Below are 20,081 nucleotides of genomic sequence, written 5' to 3' on the forward strand. Positions count from 1 at the left end.
TGGTTCTGCTTTTAGAGCATAAACAACATCTATATTTGATTTATCTTCATCTATAAGAATATAATCGTATCCAAATGAACTTCAATTATCTTTTTGTCAGTTATTATAATATCATTATCTTTAAGAATATTACTTATATTTTTGTTATTTAAAAAATCATTTTCAAATATTTCTACTATTTGCTTGTCTGTTAAAGTTTTATTTAAACCCAGATAAGTATACAAATTGTTAATAAGGGAGACGATATTAATATAAAAATCTTGCTCAGTTTTAATACTGAGAAAATCATCTTTTATAAATTTAAAATTAGAATTAAATCGTTTTTCATTACGATTTCGTTTGTTAAAAAGTTGTAATATAAATTGGTCAAATAAAACACTATTAGAAGTTATAATGCTCTGTTGCTGTTGCTTCAATTTAATAAGATTCACAAATAAAGGAGTTTTTAAGTTAATACTTTCTAGATATTCAGGTTCGCTTAACTGTATTTTAGGTAAAGTTTCTTGTTTATTTTCCGATCCCTTATTAACTTCAACCTTAGATCCACATGCAACAGACACAGAAGTGTATATTGGTAAGGAAGTGATTAGAAATCTAATTATTTTCTTTTTGAATGACATATGTAAATGCTATTAAATCCTTTATTGAATATTTGTAAAAAGAACTTCAAAAACCTGTAACTAATAACCTAAAAACTCCGTCGTGAATTACTTTATATTCTATAAGTTCATCATTTGAATCGTTTGAATTAGAAGTATCAATAGTAATTCATTTACCATCAACAAATTCTTGAAGTGATAAGTTATAATCAGAAAAACCTTTATAATTATCAGAATAAGATTGTGAAATTCCGAATTTTTTTAGTTGTTTGTATAAAAATGGACCATAAAACTCATTAGTTAATTCATTTTTATTTTCTAGTGTTTCTGCATGTTATTTAAAAGGACCGTTATATGTTCTTGTATCAGCATCAGGATATATAAGTGGAAACCCAGAATGACCGAATAATGAAGTTATTCCAGCATTAAATAGTCATGATAATGATGCTTTTATGGTATCACCTTTTGAAGCATTAAAATGTTTGCTTTCTTTATTTATAGAATCTAGAAAACCAAAGTCAGTTGCAGAAAAAGTTTCAATATTTTTAGCAGCAATTAACATATTATTAAAATCTGGAATCCCTGCACCGTATTTATCACTAAATCCGTTTTTGTTTTTTATTTGTTCTTTGTCGCTTATCGAAATAGCAGCTGCACTTAGGATACTTTTGATTACTGGAATTCTAAATTCATTATTTAAATTAGGTTTTAATTTTAATAATGTTGAAATTAATCCGGTTATTGCAGGAGCAGCAAACGATGTTCCTTCCCTACCATCACTATCTTTAAAATTAAAATAACCTGGAGCAACAACTAGGGGTTTTGCTGGACCACCATTAGCATTATCTGTTTTATAATTTGAATATAATGCTAATTTGTTGTTTTTGACTGGAAATTTATAGTTTTTATCAAGGGCACCGACAGTTATAGAATTGTATGAAAGAGAATAATTATTGATTCAACCAGAATTTTGATCACCGATATTTTCGTTTCCGGCAGAAATAACATTAATCACTCCATACTTGCGCGATAAATAATCTAACAAGAAACTCTCTTCAGAATAAAATCTGTTATATCAATCTTTTTCCATACCATAGCTATGGTTAATTATTCTAATACCATAATATTTAATTAATTTTTCCAATTTAGTTTGTCAGTCGCAATTTCTAGAGTTGAATGAAGCAATATATAATTTTGCTGATTTATCGAAACCTTCTTCACCACCAATAATTGATGATACTTTTAACGAATGCTCTCATGTATTATTTTTGTTATCTATATCATTATTTAGAAATTCTACGGAAGTTGCGAAAAAATTATCTGTCTTAAATTTATCAAAAACACTACCAAATTCTAAAACTCCTACATCTAAACTGTTATTATCTGTCTCTGTTAAACTCTTTTTATATCCATTTTCAAAATTTAAGATTTTAAATATATCATTTTTGTTTAATATATCATATTTTGAAAAATTATACGAATTTGTATTACTTGAACCACCACCAGATGATCCAGTATATTTATCGAAATAAAGGTCAGAAAGAAAATTATCGTTTACTGTTGATTTGAGGATTTTCATATTATTTGTATATAAAATAATTTTTGCTATATTTTCATCTTCTTTAAGTGACTTAACAAACAATTCTCTCTGTTTTTCGTTATTAAAATAAAACCATACAATTGGTAATTCTTCACTTACTAGATAATTTTTAAATGAATTACCGGTAATTTTTACATTATTAATAAATTCGTTGCTCTTATAAAAAACTATATTAGGGTTCTGTGTGTCATCATTTAGGTTATATTGATGATTTAGTAAAATTTTAAGTTCAAAATTATTATCATTAAACCTTTTTTTAGTTAATGACAATTGATAGAAAATGAATCTCTAACTTCTATTTTAAATTCTTTAAAATTATCATACCAGTTCTCTGATATAGTTATTTTCTGATTAAAATTCTTATTTATGTTTGATGTAATTACCATTGGAACTATTGATGTAATAAATAATGAAGTTCCTATTAGCATCTTAATTTTCTTTTTCAATACAACTCCTTAATTTATTATAAATAACAACTACTAATAAAATAATAGTTGATTCTTAGATATAGCAAATATAAGGTTTAATATTTAAATTCATTTTAATTAGTTTTTTTAATATTTACACTCCTTTTATGCAATATCTAAATAAATAATAAACGAAAAATGTTGATAATATATAAAAGTAACAAAAAAAGCTTAATAAATTTCAATATTATTAATCTTTTTGCATATTATTTTTATACAATTTAGTTAATTAAATTCTTAGTAATGTTTCATAATTCGTTTATCCCTATTTTTTTAATTGATATGTTATTTATAAATCTTACAGCAGCGTGAATTAAAACTAATAAAGCTTCATTAGTATCTTTAAACTGCTGACTTTTAGCAGTCAGTTTTTGTGGTTGTCTTAAATAAAAATATAAACATCGATTTACAATTGACTTATAAAATAATTTTTTACCAAATCATCTATTTAATCTAGCAACAGAAATGTAGTCTTGAAAACGAATTTGTTGTTCGATAACCCCACTACGTTGTTTTTTGCGCTTTATTAAATATGAATTTTCAACAGAAAAATCGTTTATGCGATTTTTATCAAAATTGCTAAATTCTTGATCACTTATATGCATATTTACTTTAGTTTTAATATAAAAATATATATTAAAACTAATTAATGATAGATAAATTAAAAACAAACCAATATATACTCATATTATTCAAGTTTTATACCAAATTATGTTAATGATTTCTTCTTGTTGTTTTTCAGTGTAACTTTTTATTAAAATAACTTTTGCAGAAAATAATAATAAAAAAATAAAAGTTATGGTAGCAAAAAAAAGTAAGATTATTCAGTTATATAACATTCATGATTTAGTAGTTTTATAAATAACATTATTTATATAATATTTTCTTACATCGAAAGTGTCCTTTATGAATTTAAAGGAAAAAACAACTATTAATAACAAAATTAAGATCGAATATATATCTTTCATTATTCTCCTTATAAAATTATATATGAATATCTAATATAAATTTTTAATTTATTGATTAGATGTATTTTGGTTGATTTAGAAATATTTAATGCATTAATTTAGTTAAAAATATTGTAGCTTGAATGTTATATTTGCTTATGAGTGACTAGTTTACCATTTTTAAAATATATACTTATAAACTATTTTTTTATACTTGTTCAATTAAATTATCATAATGTGGCAAAAATATGAAAAAATATTCATCAATATCCTATATTACACAACTTTATTCGCTATATATATATATATATAGGAAGCATAAAATTATTTCTGGGTAATTGGAGATTTTATGAAATATTCACAATCTGTTGCTGCACTTAATTCATACATTTCGTTATCAAAACTTGATAGTTTAGTTAAAAATGGTATGAAACACATTCATATTGATTTTATGGATGGGGTTTATGTAAGTAATTTTGGGGTTACATTTGATCAAGCAGAGTTTTTAATTAATAGATATAAAAATGTGCATTTTGATGTGCATTTGATGTTAAATAATCCATATATTCATATCAAAAAACTAATTGATATAGGTTTTAAAACAATATTTATCCCTGCTGAAAAAGTGAATACAGAATTTTATAAAATCAAAAATAATTATCCACATATAGATTTTGGGATTATGCTACAAGCAAATGATGATCCGATAAACTATAAAAATATTATTATAAATTCACAAAAAATACTTTTAATGACAATTGATGTTATAGGAGGAACAGGAAAAAAGTTAAGTCCTAAACTTCTTGATAAAACAAAAACTATCAAAAATATCAACTCGAACATCAAAATATATAGCGATGGTGGTTTAAGAAAAGAAAATGCATATTTATTTAGTTTGCATAATATAGATGTAGCGATTGGTGGATCTATCATATACTCATTTGCAGATGAAAAAGATTTTTGTAACTGATGAAAGGATAATTTTTAATGACTTTCCAAACTATTATTATTATAGTTTTATCAACTTTATTAGGATTTATTTTAATAGGTGTTATTATCTGAAGAATTTGATTGAAAGCAAACAATAAGGATGCTAAAAATATCAATAACAATATAGGATACACATCAAAAGCAACAGTAGATAAGTTATTAATCTTAAAAAACCTTACTCAATCAAGTGTTTTAACCAATATTTTAATAAAAAACTCTTTTGCTAAAAAAGGATTTTCAATATTAAGTGGTGTTGTAATAACACAAGAAAAAATTTTTGTTATTAGCAACATTATAACAAGTTCAAATTTTGAAAAAATAAAGATAGATTCAAACGGAATCTTGCTGCAAGCAAATAAAAAAAGTAAATATAAAGAAAACCTTAAAATGAGTTGATTAAATGAAATTAATAAATGAATGAAACATAAATTTAAAGACTTTTTTGAAATAATAATACTCATAGATGAAAATATATCATTTGAATTAATCGATAATAATAGTCCATATCGTACCTTAAATATAAACTCCCTTTCAAAAGAAATTTCACAGTTATCAAAAAAGAATTTAAATCCAGAAAAAGTTGTTGAGATGTTATTAAAAAGAAACTTATTTAAAAATAACAATAATGCAATTTAACATCTTCGGGGCATTAGTTTTAATAATAATTTTACTCATTCAACTATTTATTCATTTTGTTTATTCGTTTAATTTAAAAATTAAGTATCAAAGAGTTGGGTTGAATATTAATGATAGGTTTTTGGTTAAGTTAAAGCAAGATGTAGAAGCAAGACATCATAAATCTTTTGCTATCAGTTTAAAAACTTCTTATTTTAAAACATCATTGGATATTAAAAAATCAATTTTATATCTTGATAAGGAGCATCTTGATTCAAATATATATGCTTTAGTAAACTTAGTTTATTTTTATTATAAAACAAAACAAACAAGTGCTAAATGAAATATCAACCAAGAAATTTTAAAGTGATTTGTATTTATATTAACGACTTTTTTATGAATAGTTTTAATGATGAACTTTTGAATTGCTTTTATTGTTATTTTGTCTTTTATAATGATTGTAATAACAATAGATTTTGCAGTTAATTATAAATTATCTAAACAAATTTATATACTTACAAAAAATTATTTTATAGAAAATTTTTATAACCAACATCTTGTATTGATATTGAGTTATTTAAAGTATAAAAAATTATTTATCTTAAGCAAATATAGTAATTTTTATATCAAATTTATTAGTGAAATTGTTTATAAATTTAAGCATTGGGGAAATGATGAATAAAGAGAAAATTATTGAACACCTTATTTATAAATATGAAATGGATTTGGAGTATTTAAAATCATTAAATGATGAACAACTAAAAAAATTATATAAGCAAAAAGAAAATGAATCATTAATAATTGCTAAGAATCCAAATAAATTCTTTTATATTAAAAGTTTACCAGTACCAAAGGAATATAAGCACAAAACAACCACCAAAGGCGGAAAAATAATTTTCTTAACTTTTATCATAATGCTTATTTTGTTGTTTGTTTTGTTTATTACTGTCGCATTTATAAAATTTAAATAGGAGAAAAGATGAAATTATTTGATTTAAGTATGCTAGAGTTTCGAAAAGATATAACAGACTGAAAACAAGCAATCCATATCGGTGTAAAAATGCTAGTTGAAAATAAAAAAGCAACTTGAAAACTTGAAGAAATGATTTTAGAATCAACAACAAAATATGGGGCATATTATGTCTTAGAAAAAGGTATTGCTTTAGTGCATGCACCAGCAGGAGAACACTGCATTGAACCAGCAACATCAACATTAATTTTGGATAAAGAAATAGTTTTTAATGGCCAAAAAGAAAAAGCTGCAAAAATAATTATCACATTATCTGCTCCAGATAATGATTCTCATTTTCTGTTGATTTCACAGTTTGCACAATACTTTATGGATGTAGATTTCAAATCAAAAGCACTAGCAGTAAGTGATAAAAGTGAATTTATAAATTTATTAACAAGGAGTAAATATGAATTTTAGATGTGTATGTGGTTCTGGTTTGGGTTCATCGCTACTATTAGAGATGAATGTTAAATCAGTTTTAGATTCATTAGGTGTTGAATATGACAGTGTTGAACACACTAATATTTCATCATTTAGCAAAAATGGTGTAGATTATGTAGTAGTTGGAGCAGATGTTGCTCCAGCACTAGATTTTCCAAAAGAAAGAATGGTTGTTTTAACCAACATATTATCAAAAACCGAATTAGAAACTAAGTTAAAAGCATTATTAAACTTAGTTTAGAAAGGATGTATGGCATTTTTATTATGATTGCTTGGATTTTTAAAGGCATTTGTCGGTACACCTGCCCTATTAGTTGGAATTTTTACAATGATAGGTGCTTTGGTGCTACGTAAGAAGGCATCCCAAGTAATAATTTCTACATTTAAAGTCATTGTTGGATTTTTAATCCTAGGTGGTGGAGCAGGTGTACTTGTTGGTTCACTTAATAAGTTTCAACCTGTTTTTGAATCAGTTTATGGATTAAATGGAATTATTCCAAACAACGATGCATTTGCAGGAGCACTTGCTCAAGCATTACCATCAATTGCTACCCTAGGTTCAATTGTAATGCTGGTAGCGATGCTGTTAAACATTGTTTTAGCACTTACATCAAGATTTAAATATGTTTATTTATCTGGACATGTGCTTTATTACAGTTCATTAATGTTAGCAGCAGTTATGTATGTCATTGGGTTTGATTTTGAACATAAACCAGGCGACTTTGCTCTTGCTTTATTTACCTCATCTGCCTTGATGGCAATTTATATGGTGCTTTCTCCTGCAGTCCAACAAAGATATATGAAACAAATTATTGGAAGCAACGAAATTGCACTAGGACATACTGGTGGATTCGGATATGCATTATCAGGTTTAATAGGAGAAGGAATTAATAAATTAAAGAAAGGAAAAGTTTTATCAACTGAAGAAATTAAATTTCCCCAATCATTATTTTTCTTTAGAAATACTTTAGTTTCTATTTCCATAACTGTATTTGTTTTCTATTTAGCTGCCTTTTTACCAGGTGGTATCCTATATGAAATAGGTAAAATTAATGCTAAAAATGCACCTGCTGCATATGAAGTTTTAGCATCAGGAAACTGAGTTATTACAATGTTTGTGCAAGCGTTTACCTTTACAGCAGGGGTAGAAATAATTTTAGCAGGGGTGCGATTATTTGTTGGTGAACTAGTTCCGATGTATAAAGGATTTAGTGATAAATTAATTAAAAATTCTAAAGCCGCTGTGGATTGTCCGGTAGTATTTCCATATGCACCGAATGCTGTAATAATTGGGTTTATCTCTTCGTTTATTGCTGGTATAATAGGAATGTTCATCACGATTGGACTTGGTAAAGCGGCATTAATACCTGCTGTTGTGCTACCAGGACTAGTTCCTCACTTTTTCTTAGGTGCAACATCGGGGGTGTTTGGAAATATCAAAGGAGGTATCATTGGTGCAATTGTTGGACCATTTGTGGTAGGTTTAATTATCACATTCATTCCTGTAATCTTTGTAGCAGGAAATTGAGCTCCAACAGCAACAAATGAACTAGGGGTGCTAATTGAAAAAACATCTAAAAATATTTCTATAACATCACTTAACTGAGGAGATACTGATTACTTTATTGGATTTATTCCTGGTATCCTTGGTTTAATACCAAAAGTTGGTAAATTCGTAGCTTTTGGAATAATTATTGCTGGTTATCTTGCTTTAGTCACAGATGGACTTATCAAAAGATTTGTTTTTGACAAAAGAAAGAAGGATCAACTACAAAATGCATAAAAAAAACTTTACCCATAAAGATTTCATTGCTAACATACGTGCTGTAGCAATAGATGGAATTAATCACGCAAAACAAGGACATATCGGAATGGCACTTGGTGCTTCAGAAATATTTTATGCCATTGTTGGAGAAAGCTTAAAATTCTCACCAGAACATCCACATTGATTTAACCGCGACCGTTTTGTTTTATCAGCAGGACATGGTTCAATGGGCCTTTATTCATTGTATCATTTGATGGGATTACTTACCTTAGAAGATATCAAACAACATAAAATGTATGATTCTAAAACACCATCACATCCAGAAATTGAAAAACTGGATTATGTTGATGCATCAACTGGACCATTAGGGCAAGGGGTTGGTATGGCTGTTGGTATGGCTTTATCAAATAAACATTTATCAAATCGTTTCAACCGTGAAGGACATCGCATTATTAATCATAATGTTATTGCTCTTTGTGGAGATGGAGACTTTCAAGAAGGAGTTGCTCTTGAAGCATGTGCCTTTGCTGGGACTAATAAACTCGATTCATTGATTTTAGTGCATGATTATAATAATATGCAAATTGATACAGCTTCTGAAGAAGTAAATAATATCAATTTTGAAAAATATTTCAAAGCATTAAATTTCAATGTGCAAATTTTAAAAAACAATAATCCTGCTACAATTTTAGCTGCATTAGAACACTCTAAAAAAAGCACACGTCCAAGTTACATCCAGGTTCCTACTACAATTGCTTTCGGAACTAAGGTTGCAAATTCACCTAAAGGACATAATGGAATTTTAGATGAAAAAGCGACAGTAGAATATAAACAAAATTTAGGTTTATCTTACACTAATCCGTTTGAATATGATCCAAATGCATATCAATTTGGTTCAAAATTATTAAAGACTAAACATGGATTTTATTCAAGATGAGAGAAGAAATTAGAAGCTTATCAAACTGAATATCCTGAATTAGCTTCTGAATTAAAACAACTTATTAACAAAGAAAAACATTTTGATTTCAAAGATTTTCAATTTAAGCAAACTAATCAAGCATCCAGAAACTATGTTGATGAAATTATGATTTATTTGGATAAAAATCACAAAAACTTCTTAGGAGGTTCTGCTGACTTAAGAGGGGCTACAAAAGTAGGATTTAACAGTGATCGTAATGTAAAATACGGAATTAGAGAGTTTGCAATGTTTGCAATTAACAACGGGATTGCATTACATTCTGGAATGCCAACATTTGGGGCAACATTCTTAGTTTTTGCCGATTATGGAAAGGCAGCATTGAGATTATCATCGATTATGCAACTGCCAAACATCGCTGTATTTAGTCACGATTCATATCAGGTTGGGGGAGATGGACCAACCCACCAACCGGTTGAACAACTTGCAACATTAAGAAGTATTCCGAACTATCTAGTATTTCGTCCTTGTGATGAAAATGAGATGTTGAATTCATTTAAATATGCATTGAATTCAAAATCTACACCATCAGCAATTATTGCAACCCGTCAACCAATGAAGTCATTTAATTTACAAAAAGAAACATTTAAACCTGCCTACTTTATTTCACAAAATAAATCAGCTGTTGTAAACTTACTTGCATCAGGTTCAGAAGTTGAATTAGTATATAAAGCAGCCGAAGAACTAAAAAGAAGTGATATTGTTGCTAATGTGATTTCAGTTCCATCATTACAGTTATTGCTAGATGACAGTGAATTAATTTCAAAACTTGGTTTAGACAAACTTCCTAACTTTGCAGTTGAAGCATCAAATGATCCACTTTGATATAAATTAGCTTTATATCAAAAATTCGATGGACATTTTGCCAAAGATTTTGGTCACTCAGCCCCCGGAGACTTTGTATATCATCTCAATGGGTTTACAAGTGAAAACATATTAACAAAAGTTAAAAGTTTTTTAGAAAAATGCAAATAAAACATCTGGCTTAGGCCAGATTTTTATATTCGTTTATTTAAATATTGATACAGCAAAATCACTTGTTCTATTGGAATCTCTTGGATTCGTATGTTTTCGTGCATTTTAAGACAGTTATAAGCAAATTGTATATTAGACATCGAATAAACACTTTTCAATGCACTTATAAGCTTCTTACGACGGTTTATAAAGCACAGTTTAAAAAATTCTTTATACGTATTTCAGGTGTAGTTATCAATATTATCTTTAAATTCTAAGGAAATAATTGCTGAATCTACTTTTGGAGCAGGGGAAAAACAAGAAGCAGGAACCATAAATTCTATTTTTACATTTGCTAAAAATTGACAAGAAAGCGAAAGTTTGGAATATTCTTTACTTTTATATTTTGCAATAATGCGCTGAGCAACTTCTTTTTGCACCATCAAAATCACTTTTGAAAATTTATCTCGATGTTCAAAAATTTTAAAAAGAATATCAGTTGTAATATAGTAAGGAATATTTGCAACAATAATGCTTTTAGGTAGATTTGATAAATCGACTTTCAAAAAGTTTTGCTGGTAGATAAATAAGCTTTCTGTATTGATATTTTCTTTTAATATATTCACCATATCCGGATCGATTTCATATGCATACACAGATTTAGCAATTTTGATAAGTTGCAATGTTAATGCACCTCTACCTGGACCTATTTCAACAATATAATCATATGTTCCAACAAGATTAATAATTTTATTAATAATATTTTTATCAATTAAGAAGTTTTGTCCAAACTTCTTTTTAGCATATACCGCATTTTTCATTATAAGTTAAATAACTTCCTTAAATTTCGATTAATTCGATCTACAAATTTATCCATTCCGATTGATTTTAAACCCGCAATATAATAAGCAACATAAACAACTGTATTAGGTTCGTTTATTTGGTTGCGATATGGATGTACCCTTAAATATGGAGAATCTGTTTCAGTTAAAAACCTATCAAGAGGAAGCATTTTAACAACATCTCTGGTTTTATCTGCAGAACCAAAAGTTATTACACCACTGAAAGAAAAGTATAAATTCTTAAACTCCATAAATTTCTTTGCTCAATATAAATCTCCTGCAAAAGTATGCAACATACATTTTAAATTTGGATATTTTTTTAATATCTCATAGACATCTCGGTAAGCTTGATATACATTTTCTTTATCACGGATATGAATAACAGCAGGAAGATTATATTTATTTGCTAATTTTATTTGATTTTCAAAACTAAGCAATTGTTTTTCTTTTGATAAACCATCTTCATAATAATAATCTAAACCTATTTCACCGATTCCTACAATTAAATTTTGATGTTCATTTAGAAGTTTTTCAACTTGCAGATAGCCATTTTCACCTTCACCAGATTCGGGGTGGATACCGATGCAAGCTTTTATAAAATGATATTTCAAAGCAAGATTGATACATTCAAGATTGTTTTTGTGAGAGCCCCCGTTATTAATTATAAATTCAATATTGTTGTTGCTAATGCCAGCAACGATATTTTCAATCTCTTCTTTTTTATAATACTCTGTAAACAAATGACAATGAGCGTCGATAAATTTGTTTTTTTTATTTGACATTATTTTCCTAAACAAAAGTTTGCAAACATCACATCTAAAAGGTCTTCGCGATTAGCGTTTCCTTTGATATTTTGCAACTCATCTCAAGCATTATATAAATCAATAATAATCACATCATAAGTTTGATCGTTTTGTAAGGATTTTCTTGCTTCCTTGATTGAATTTAGTGCAGATTTTATTAGTGATAATTGACGAGTGTTATTAAAAATTCTTTCATCAAAAATGTTAATATCTGCAAAGTTCTTAACCATTGCTTCTTCAAGCTCTTTGATGTCATTATTCAAAGCAGAAACATTAACAATGTTAGTATTTTTATTATTAACCAAATCCGATTTATTTTGAACTTTTATATAAAATTTCCCTAGTTTTTGACTCTCTTTAAAAATCATTTCATCAAATTCATCTTCTTTTTGACTTGGATCAAGGATGTGAACCACTAAATCAGCTTTTTGAATTTGCTCAAGTGATTTTTTTATCCCAATTTGTTCAATTACTTCTGTTGTTTTTCTTAATCCTGCTGTATCAATAAGTTTAAATAAAATCCCATTAATTTGATAACTTGCTTCAACTAAATCCCTGGTGGTTCCTGCAATATCAGTTACAATTGCTTTTTCTTCGCTTAATAATGTATTTAAAATGCTGCTTTTACCAACATTAGGTTTACCTAAAAGAGCAACATGAACTCCGTCAAAAATGTATCTACTATCTTCAGAAACTTTTACAATTTGCTCAAGTTTTGTAATTAAATTTTCAACTTTTTCAAGCATCAAAGGAGTAGAAACTTTTTCAACATCTTCATATTCAGGATAATCAATATTTACTTCACAAATACCAATTAATAAAGCTAAATCATTAGAAAATTCATCAATCAGTTGTGATGCTTTACCGTTAAATTTATTTACACTTGCAAATGCTTGTGAAGTAGTTTGTGACATAATTAAATCATGTATCGCCTCTGCTTTAACTAAATCCATTTTACCGTTTAAAAATGCTCTACGGGTAAATTCACCTTTTTCTGCTAATCTGCAACCATTTGCTAAAAGTAGTTCTAATACCTTATTTGTTACTACAATTCCACCGTGACAATTAATTTCAATCAAGGGTTCACCAACATAATTGTTATAAATTATTTTTCCTTTCGATTCTTTACCGACAAACCACATTATCAAGACTTCATCAACTAAAATATCGTTATCAAAAATATGACCATATGTAATTTGATGATCATCTCCAACCTTACCATTAAAAATTTTTTTAACTATCTTAACGGCATCTGGACCTGCTACACGAACAATAGAAATCGGTTGATTTATTCGTGAACCACTACTAATTGCTGCTATATTTTCGTTCATTTTCTTATTATATAAAATTATATATTTATGTAAAAAAAATGTGGAATTTCAATTAAAAATTCCCGTATTAGTCCGTATTTAGTTCGTCTGTAATAATTTCCATAATTTTATATTTATAAATGTTATAAATTAAAAGGGGAAACCTCAGAAAAAGGAAAACTATGGCAGAAATAAAACCGTACGTAGATGATCAATTTGTATTTAAAATTGACTTAAAAAAAGACACATTATTAAAGAACAAAAACAACTATAATTTTAAACTAAAAATTATGAAATCCTTATTTGATTCATATGAAAAATATTTAGATCATATTCGTAAGAAATTGATTAGGATTCGTTTTAATACCTTAGAGACAGAAGAAAATAGGATTGCTGAATTAAAAAATTTTGAAAGAAAACTAAATGATAAAAATGATATTATTCACACAATTTTAAATTATCTTACACCACGAAATGCTTGGATTATTGAAAAATGCTATTTAGATCGTGCAACTAGGAGTAAAACAACTTGATATGAAGAACACTTTTCTAAAACAACCTTTTATAAGTATAAAAAAGATGCAATTAATCAGTTTGTAGGTTACTTTTATGATTCCTTATTATTATAATTATGATGATGTCCAGCGAAGCAGTGAGTTAATTGTTGAAAATGTTACATATAATATTGAAGATAATCAAGTTGTAAAAACATTTAACAGAAATTTTGAAATAGAAATTATAAGAAATTTAGGTGCAAAGAAAACTGTAATTTTGTTTCGAACTTTAAATGGTGCAAATGCAGTTGAAAATCTTCATAAATACAAAGTGCATATTTTTTATGGTAATAAAGATCACGATATCTTTGATGCAAGTTTGCAAAGATTTGGTTTAATTTATGATTTAACTAATGAGAACAAGCAAATTTCGATAGTTTTAGCAACCGATGATGATAAACCTTTAAGAAAAATCAAAATCCAAGAAAATCATATTAAAAATTATGTTGATAATTTAATCATAAAAGAAAATTTAGCAAAACTTTTAATCCCTTATTCTATTACTTATCGTATTCATAATAAAAAGTTAGAGATTAGCAAAAGGTATTGGAATGTCTTTTTAACTTTTGATGATTTAAATACATCAAAAGGTGTGACAACACCTTTAAAATTATATGTTTATCGCGATAAATCATATGATGAAAAAATAGAAAAATATCTACCAAACTCCACGTCTTTTAATGTAATAAAAAGTAATTATGCAGCAAGTTTTGATAAAGATAAAAAAGAGCAAAAGATAGAATTAGCAGATAAAAAAGTAGCAGGAATTAATAAGATAAGCTACAATTTTGATTTTGTTACATCTGCAAAGGCAGAAGATGCAAAATTGATTCAAAAAATTGATAATTCAGTTGTAGTAAATAAAAACTTTTCAGGTGAGTTGAATTCTAAGTTTTACATTGAAACAAATTATGCAAAGTTTATAATCAACCGCAAACAAAACTTTAAAGCATTGAGCAAACCAAGTAAAGCGAATTCATTAATTATTCAAGAATTGCCGATAAATAATTCAGAAGAATTTAAAAAACAAATTTTTAAATACTCTGTTTTAATTGAGAAACTCTATGACATAAATACTTTTAAACTTAATCAGTGAATTAAAAGAAAGAAAAATGAAGAAGATTTATAAATTCACAATATCTATATTAGTAGGCTTTTCGATTGCAGGAGTTGGTTATGGAATATACACAGTAGTAAATAAAAAAGAAGAAGTTAAAGAAGAGAATACTAATAAAGAAGATACGGTTCCTATTAAAGAGAAAGAGATAGCAACATCTTTTCCAATTCTAGAACCTAGGTATTTTGCTAAATATGTTCAAGAAGACGAGTATGGTAATTATATTTTAGATAAAAAAATAGTTGAAGAAATAATCAAAGATATTATCCGTAGGTTTGCTAAGGAAAAAGGGCAAATTGATTTTAATTATGAACAAATAAATGAAAAAGAAATACTTTTATTATTAAAATATAGTGATAAAAGTGATAGTGAGATTAAAAAGTATCTTATTAAATTAGAAGAATAAAAAATTAAAAAATTAGCAAATAAACAAAAAATGTGCTAAAATTTAAATACTATGAGTACAAAGAGAGATTATTATGAAGTTTTAGGAGTAAGTAAAACAGCAAGCGAGCAAGAGATTAAATCAGCTTATCGTTCGTTAGCTAAAAAATATCACCCAGATAAATCAACTGATGCAGATAGTCATACAAAGATGCAGGAAATAAATGAAGCATATGAAGTGCTTTCAGATTCTAAAAAACGTAGTGCATATGATCAATTTGGACATGCTGGAGCAAATGGACAATATGCAAATGGAGCAAATTATTCGGATTTTGCAAGTAGTTTCGAAGGGTTTGGTGATATTTTTGAATCAATATTTTCAGGTTTTGGTGGTGGTTCTCGCAAAACAAGCAATCAACCACGAAAGGGTCAAGATATCCATGCAACAATGGAAATTACTTTTATGCAATCTTTAATGGGTGAAAATATTAAACAAAAGATGTATAAAAATGAAACATGTTTACATTGCGGTGGAAGTGGAGCTGAAAGTGCATCTGATATCCAAACTTGTTCAACATGTAGAGGTAGTGGTCATGTAACCAAAGTGGCACGTGGTATCTTTGGACAAATGCAACAGCATGTTGTTTGTGGAACTTGTGGTGGAGTTGGTAAAAGAATAGTTAAAAAATGTAGTGTATGTCGTGGTAACAAATATGAAAGACAACTTAAAACTATTAACTTACAAATCCCACAAGGAATAGATGATGGTAGAGAATTAAGACTCGATGGTTATGGTGAACCAGGAATTAATGGTGGATCATCAGGAGATATGTATATTCAAATACGTATTAAACCACATAAACATTTTAAACGCAAAGATAATGATTTATATTTAAATTATCCAGTATCAGTTTTCGATGTGCTAGCAGAAAGAGATGTTATTATTCCTACACCTTATGGCGATGTAAGTTATACATTAAAAAGAAGTTATGTATCTGGTCAAGAAATTAGAATTCCAGGTAAGGGCGTTAAAAACAAATATGGAGTTGGTAATTTAATTGTTATTTTAAGTTTTATAGTTCCTGATATTTCCAGAAAAGAAGCAAAACTACTTAATGAAGTTCTTGCACAGATTTCAGATACAACTAATTCTGATATTTATAAACAAATTCAAAAGACATTAAAATAGGCAGATAAAATCTGCTTATTTTATAAATTGCTCTATATAACGAGCTAATCCAGATTCAGAACAAGGAAATTTTGTAACTTGATCAGCAATTTCTTTTAATTCAGGAACAGCATTAGCCATAGCAACTAATTTACCAATATGTTCTTTAGCAGATGCATCATTCATTGAATCACCGATATGCATTGCTTCTTTTGGATCAATTCCCCATAATTCACATAATCTTGCCTCTTCTGCACCCTTAGAAATACCTACATTTGTTATTTCGATAATATTGTTACTTCCAGATAATGAAACATTTAATTTTCCATCAAATTTTTCGCTTCATTTTTCAGCTAATCTTAAAATTTTATTTTTTGAAGGACTTCAAATTAATGCTTTAGCAGGTTCGAAATCTTTATTATATTGTGAATATTTTTTTGCTGTTTTTTTACCAAAACCCATTACTAGACGATAAAATCAGTTTTTGGTATATGCATGTTCTCTTGGATTAGAATCATAAACAACAAAGCATTTATTTTTCTTTATTTCATCAAATAATTCATTAGCAATATCTTTTGGAATAACAACTGAATGGACAACTTGTCCATTTATAACTGTTTGAGCACCATTTCAAGCAATATAAGAGCTTGAACCTAAACTTTGAACAATAGCAAGAGTTTTAGGATTAACCCCACGTCCTGTTGAAACTACAATAGGAATAAAATTTTGAACTTTTTTAACTATTTCCTTAGTAAATTCGGTTACTTCTTTTTGTCAAAACTTTTCTCCAGGACCATCAATTGCTGTTCCATCTAAGTCAATAAAAATAATTTTAGGTTTATTCATAAATTAATTATACAAAATTATAATTTACTATAAAATACTGCTATAAAAAAATTTTATGAATTTCTTTTATAAAATGAAAAAATAATATAATTTTGCATTAGAAAATAAAAGTAAAAACTTTTTAAAGAAAAAAATCTTTTATTTTTAGTAAAAATACTATAATAACAGTATAGAAGACATTTTAAGTAGATATGTATGCATATATTTCATATATATATATATATATACGTGTCAATCGAAGGAGTGTCATATGAGTATAAAATTAAAACGAAAATATTTGATATTAAGTGGTTTAGTAGTTGGTACATCACTTGTTTCAAGTGTCACTGGATCAGTCCTGTATAATTTTTCACCCACCTCATCGTCAGATAATAGTAGCAACCTACCTGAATCAATTAATAAACCAGTTTTAGAAAATATAAATCATACTGATATAACAGCTGGCATTAGTTCAGTTGTTGATTTAAATTTACCTAAACCAAAAGAAAAGGTTAAAAAAATAGATGAACCTACTGTTAAGACAACTAAAAAAGTTGATGAAAACAAAGAAGTGACAAAAACTAAGGAAACAGTTATTTTAAATCAAATTGAAAAACCAAAACCGATAGAAAAACAAGAGTTAAAACAAGTTCCTGAAAAGAAAAAAGATGAACCAAAACCTGAAACAAAACAAGAAATAAAGAAGAGTGAACCTGCTTCAGCGCAAAAAATAAAACAAATCGTTATAACCCCACCAAAAGAAGACGAAAAGAAAGAATTACCAATTGCTCAACCTCCAAAGCAGGAAGTAAAAAAACAAGAAAACTTTAGTCCTAAACAAGAACAATCGAATAAAATATATATTCAAGGTGTACCTGTTGATGCAGATGTTACACAAAATCCAGGAAGAACAATTGCTCAATATGATGTAGAACGTGATATCGCTAATCGAAGACCATATTCACAGGAAATAAATAAGGTTCTAAATAGTATTACAGTTACAGACCAACTGACTAACAGGGTTTTATCTAATGCAGTTGCAGCATTTAAAACCATACATGATAATCCGAATGATACAATAGGGTTTATTAAGCAAATTTTTGATGATAAACAATATAAAACAGAAACTGAACGCGATGCTAATATTCAAAGTTATATTAATCAACAACCATGAGTTTGAGAAAAAAAACGATATCAATACAGTAGATTAATAGATTCACCTAATATCAAGTATTTTTTAAAGAATCCAGCTGATTATGAAAAATTTAAAAATTACCCTGATAAAACAGTTCGTGATTGACTCTTAATAGAAAATATTGACTTTTCTAAATTTACCCAAATAGATCCAAGTGCATATTCGGAATTACAAAAAGGATTTGTTTTAGATCCGAGAGAAATTTATATCACTGAAGATGGAAAAATTAACTCACATGCATTTGGTCAACCAGATGAATTTAACTCAGTTTTAGGTGTACAAACAAGAGATAATGAAACTAGGAGAACCTTTAGGATCTCAGGACCATTTGGCCGTGATGGTGATTCAATTTTAAGTGGTAATTATAAAGACTGAAATAAAACTGATATAAAATATGAAGCAAGATTTGCTAAATATGATATTCAAGGAATAAAAGGTATTAATATTTATAAACTTACAGCAAAGCAAAAAGTTGATGGACAACTTAATGAAGGAACTGTTTTAGAAATTAATATGTTTGATTCTAAAGCATATGCTAAAACAAAAGAACTTTTGGAAGGATTTAAAAAAGATAATATTAATATTACTTCATATCGTTTCTTAAATATGGGTGCAGCATCGGCGAATCAGAAATTTAAAGAAATTTTAGATTTATTACCTCAAAAAATTCCTCAATTAGAATTATTCTTTGATGCATCTGCTGCAAATACATCTGCATTAATAGAGCTAGAATACAAAGAAATCGATGAATTAGGTTTATATACAACCGGAAATGCACTTTCAGAAAAATGATCAATTAACCCGTTAGCTCTTCGTAAAACCGCTTGGGTTAATACACTAGATTATAATGTAAGTAGAGATTATCCAGCGAATTCAAATATAGCTACTAGAATTGTATTTGACTCTCTTGCTTTTGAAGAAAGTGATATAAAAAAGAACACTTCTGATCCATATTCAAGAATTAATGATGGTTTAAGAATGGCATATTGAACTAGAAATAATGAAAAAATATTTGAAGGACAAAGCGGAGGTGGAAACCATCCCGATAACAATGAAAGTGGAAACAGTTATCCGTTAGGTCTTGATTTTTCTAGAGCACCATCAATTCGTTCATTGCATGGTTTAGTATTCTCAGATGTAGTTAAAACATCAAATGCTCCAAGAAAAATTAAAAGATTATTATTATTTAATGATTCAGAATACTTTAACATTTCTTCTAAAGAATTAAATGATGCAGGTTTTGAAAACATCGCTAAAGGAGAACCGGGTCCACCAGATGCAAAAATAATATTTAGTAACAACAATACAACTAAATATGTTTATTTAACCGGTTCAGATCAATTAACATCACGTGGATTAGGTTATTTAAAAGATTTATTTGATTTAGCTAAACAACTTAATAAAACGACCATTTATGTACAACCACAAGCAATAGAGTTAAAAAAACAACTTGAATCAAATGGATATACAGTTGCTGTATATAGTCAACAAGAAGATGATCTTACATTAACTTAGGA

The 20,081-nt window shown here is 27.5% G+C and carries 21 protein-coding genes; 13 read left to right on the forward strand and 8 right to left on the reverse strand.

The annotated features are described in order from the left end of the window. Positions 1–50: 50 nt before the first annotated feature. From ACXYRK_RS02785 to ACXYRK_RS02800, 4 genes are all read right to left on the reverse strand, one after another. The gene (locus tag ACXYRK_RS02785) at positions 51–620 is read right to left on the reverse strand and encodes a hypothetical protein (RefSeq protein WP_458615144.1); all 570 of its coding nucleotides are present in this window, start codon (positions 618–620) and stop codon (positions 51–53) included. Positions 621–933: 313 nt separating this feature from the next. Continuing rightward, a complete protein-coding gene (locus tag ACXYRK_RS02790) occupies positions 934–2,469 on the reverse strand; it encodes a S8 family serine peptidase (RefSeq protein WP_458615143.1) in 1,536 nt (511 codons plus the stop codon). Further along, positions 2,460–2,645: a hypothetical protein gene (locus tag ACXYRK_RS02795; RefSeq protein ID WP_458614369.1), complete on the reverse strand. Its 186-nt coding sequence runs from the start codon at positions 2,643–2,645 to the stop codon at positions 2,460–2,462. Before ACXYRK_RS02795 ends, ACXYRK_RS02790 begins: the two co-directional genes overlap by 10 nt. A gap of 242 nt (positions 2,646–2,887) precedes the next feature. Further along, positions 2,888–3,634 (reverse strand): hypothetical protein, encoded by a 747-nt coding sequence (locus ACXYRK_RS02800; protein ID WP_458614368.1) that lies wholly within the window; start codon positions 3,632–3,634, stop codon positions 2,888–2,890. A 328-nt stretch (positions 3,635–3,962) separates the two neighbouring features. Here ACXYRK_RS02800 and ACXYRK_RS02805 point away from each other — a divergent pair, with 328 nt between their 5' ends. The 8 genes from ACXYRK_RS02805 to ACXYRK_RS02840 are packed head-to-tail and all read left to right on the forward strand — an operon-like array spanning position 3,963 to position 10,387. Continuing rightward, positions 3,963–4,601, forward strand: coding sequence for a beta/alpha barrel domain-containing protein (locus tag ACXYRK_RS02805; protein ID WP_458615142.1), 639 nt, complete (start codon positions 3,963–3,965; stop codon positions 4,599–4,601). Next, a complete protein-coding gene (locus tag ACXYRK_RS02810; protein WP_458615141.1) occupies positions 4,601–5,239 on the forward strand; it encodes a hypothetical protein in 639 nt (212 codons plus the stop codon). Before ACXYRK_RS02805 ends, ACXYRK_RS02810 begins: the two co-directional genes overlap by 1 nt. Further along, complete coding sequence (locus ACXYRK_RS02815; protein WP_458615140.1) at positions 5,229–5,900, forward strand: hypothetical protein; 672 nt, start codon at positions 5,229–5,231, stop codon at positions 5,898–5,900. Before ACXYRK_RS02810 ends, ACXYRK_RS02815 begins: the two co-directional genes overlap by 11 nt. Beyond that, positions 5,893–6,189: a hypothetical protein gene (locus ACXYRK_RS02820; protein ID WP_458614364.1), complete on the forward strand. Its 297-nt coding sequence runs from the start codon at positions 5,893–5,895 to the stop codon at positions 6,187–6,189. The genes ACXYRK_RS02815 and ACXYRK_RS02820 overlap by 8 nt, the downstream gene beginning before the upstream one ends. Positions 6,190–6,197: 8 nt before the next feature. Beyond that, positions 6,198–6,647, forward strand: coding sequence for a PTS sugar transporter subunit IIA (locus ACXYRK_RS02825; protein ID WP_458614363.1), 450 nt, complete (start codon positions 6,198–6,200; stop codon positions 6,645–6,647). Then, positions 6,637–6,912, forward strand: a complete 276-nt coding sequence (locus ACXYRK_RS02830; RefSeq protein WP_435128722.1) for a PTS sugar transporter subunit IIB — start codon at positions 6,637–6,639, stop codon at positions 6,910–6,912. Before ACXYRK_RS02825 ends, ACXYRK_RS02830 begins: the two co-directional genes overlap by 11 nt. A 9-nt stretch (positions 6,913–6,921) precedes the next feature. Beyond that, positions 6,922–8,454 (forward strand): PTS ascorbate transporter subunit IIC, encoded by a 1,533-nt coding sequence (locus ACXYRK_RS02835; protein ID WP_458617980.1) that lies wholly within the window; start codon positions 6,922–6,924, stop codon positions 8,452–8,454. Beyond that, positions 8,447–10,387, forward strand: coding sequence for a transketolase-like TK C-terminal-containing protein (locus tag ACXYRK_RS02840; protein WP_458617982.1), 1,941 nt, complete (start codon positions 8,447–8,449; stop codon positions 10,385–10,387). Before ACXYRK_RS02835 ends, ACXYRK_RS02840 begins: the two co-directional genes overlap by 8 nt. A gap of 23 nt (positions 10,388–10,410) precedes the next feature. On the opposite strand, the gene rsmA is transcribed toward ACXYRK_RS02840, so the two are convergent. The 3 genes from rsmA to mnmE are packed head-to-tail and all read right to left on the reverse strand — an operon-like array spanning position 10,411 to position 13,342. After that, positions 10,411–11,187 carry a 16S rRNA (adenine(1518)-N(6)/adenine(1519)-N(6))-dimethyltransferase RsmA gene (gene rsmA, locus ACXYRK_RS02845; RefSeq protein ID WP_458615136.1) on the reverse strand — a complete coding sequence of 259 codons (777 nt, stop codon included), beginning with the start codon at positions 11,185–11,187 and terminating at the stop codon, positions 10,411–10,413. Beyond that, entirely contained in the window at positions 11,187–11,990 is an 804-nt protein-coding gene (locus ACXYRK_RS02850) for a TatD family hydrolase (protein WP_458615135.1), read from the reverse strand. The genes rsmA and ACXYRK_RS02850 overlap by 1 nt, the downstream gene beginning before the upstream one ends. Beyond that, entirely contained in the window at positions 11,990–13,342 is a 1,353-nt protein-coding gene (mnmE, locus tag ACXYRK_RS02855; protein ID WP_458597657.1) for a tRNA uridine-5-carboxymethylaminomethyl(34) synthesis GTPase MnmE, read from the reverse strand. The genes ACXYRK_RS02850 and mnmE overlap by 1 nt, the downstream gene beginning before the upstream one ends. A gap of 161 nt (positions 13,343–13,503) precedes the next feature. Between mnmE and ACXYRK_RS02860 the strand changes: the two genes are divergently transcribed. The 4 genes from ACXYRK_RS02860 to dnaJ are packed head-to-tail and all read left to right on the forward strand — an operon-like array spanning position 13,504 to position 16,565. Then, a complete protein-coding gene (locus tag ACXYRK_RS02860; RefSeq protein WP_435128739.1) occupies positions 13,504–13,950 on the forward strand; it encodes an MG284/MPN403 family protein in 447 nt (148 codons plus the stop codon). Beyond that, positions 13,931–15,004, forward strand: a complete 1,074-nt coding sequence (locus tag ACXYRK_RS02865; RefSeq protein WP_458614358.1) for a hypothetical protein — start codon at positions 13,931–13,933, stop codon at positions 15,002–15,004. Before ACXYRK_RS02860 ends, ACXYRK_RS02865 begins: the two co-directional genes overlap by 20 nt. Then, entirely contained in the window at positions 14,988–15,398 is a 411-nt protein-coding gene (locus ACXYRK_RS02870; RefSeq protein ID WP_458597655.1) for an MHO_1590 family protein, read from the forward strand. Before ACXYRK_RS02865 ends, ACXYRK_RS02870 begins: the two co-directional genes overlap by 17 nt. A 51-nt stretch (positions 15,399–15,449) precedes the next feature. Next, positions 15,450–16,565: a molecular chaperone DnaJ gene (dnaJ, locus tag ACXYRK_RS02875; RefSeq protein WP_458617984.1), complete on the forward strand. Its 1,116-nt coding sequence runs from the start codon at positions 15,450–15,452 to the stop codon at positions 16,563–16,565. A gap of 15 nt (positions 16,566–16,580) precedes the next feature. Here dnaJ and ACXYRK_RS02880 read toward each other — a convergent pair whose 3' ends face one another. Next, positions 16,581–17,390, reverse strand: a complete 810-nt coding sequence (locus tag ACXYRK_RS02880) for an HAD hydrolase family protein (RefSeq protein WP_458614356.1) — start codon at positions 17,388–17,390, stop codon at positions 16,581–16,583. A 250-nt stretch (positions 17,391–17,640) separates the two neighbouring features. Between ACXYRK_RS02880 and ACXYRK_RS02885 the strand changes: the two genes are divergently transcribed. After that, on the forward strand, positions 17,641–20,079 hold the full coding sequence (locus ACXYRK_RS02885; protein WP_458614711.1) for a putative immunoglobulin-blocking virulence protein: 2,439 nt from the start codon (positions 17,641–17,643) through the stop codon (positions 20,077–20,079). The last annotated feature ends 2 nt before the right edge of the window (positions 20,080–20,081 follow it).

The organism is Mycoplasma sp. AC1221 (genome assembly GCF_054353815.1).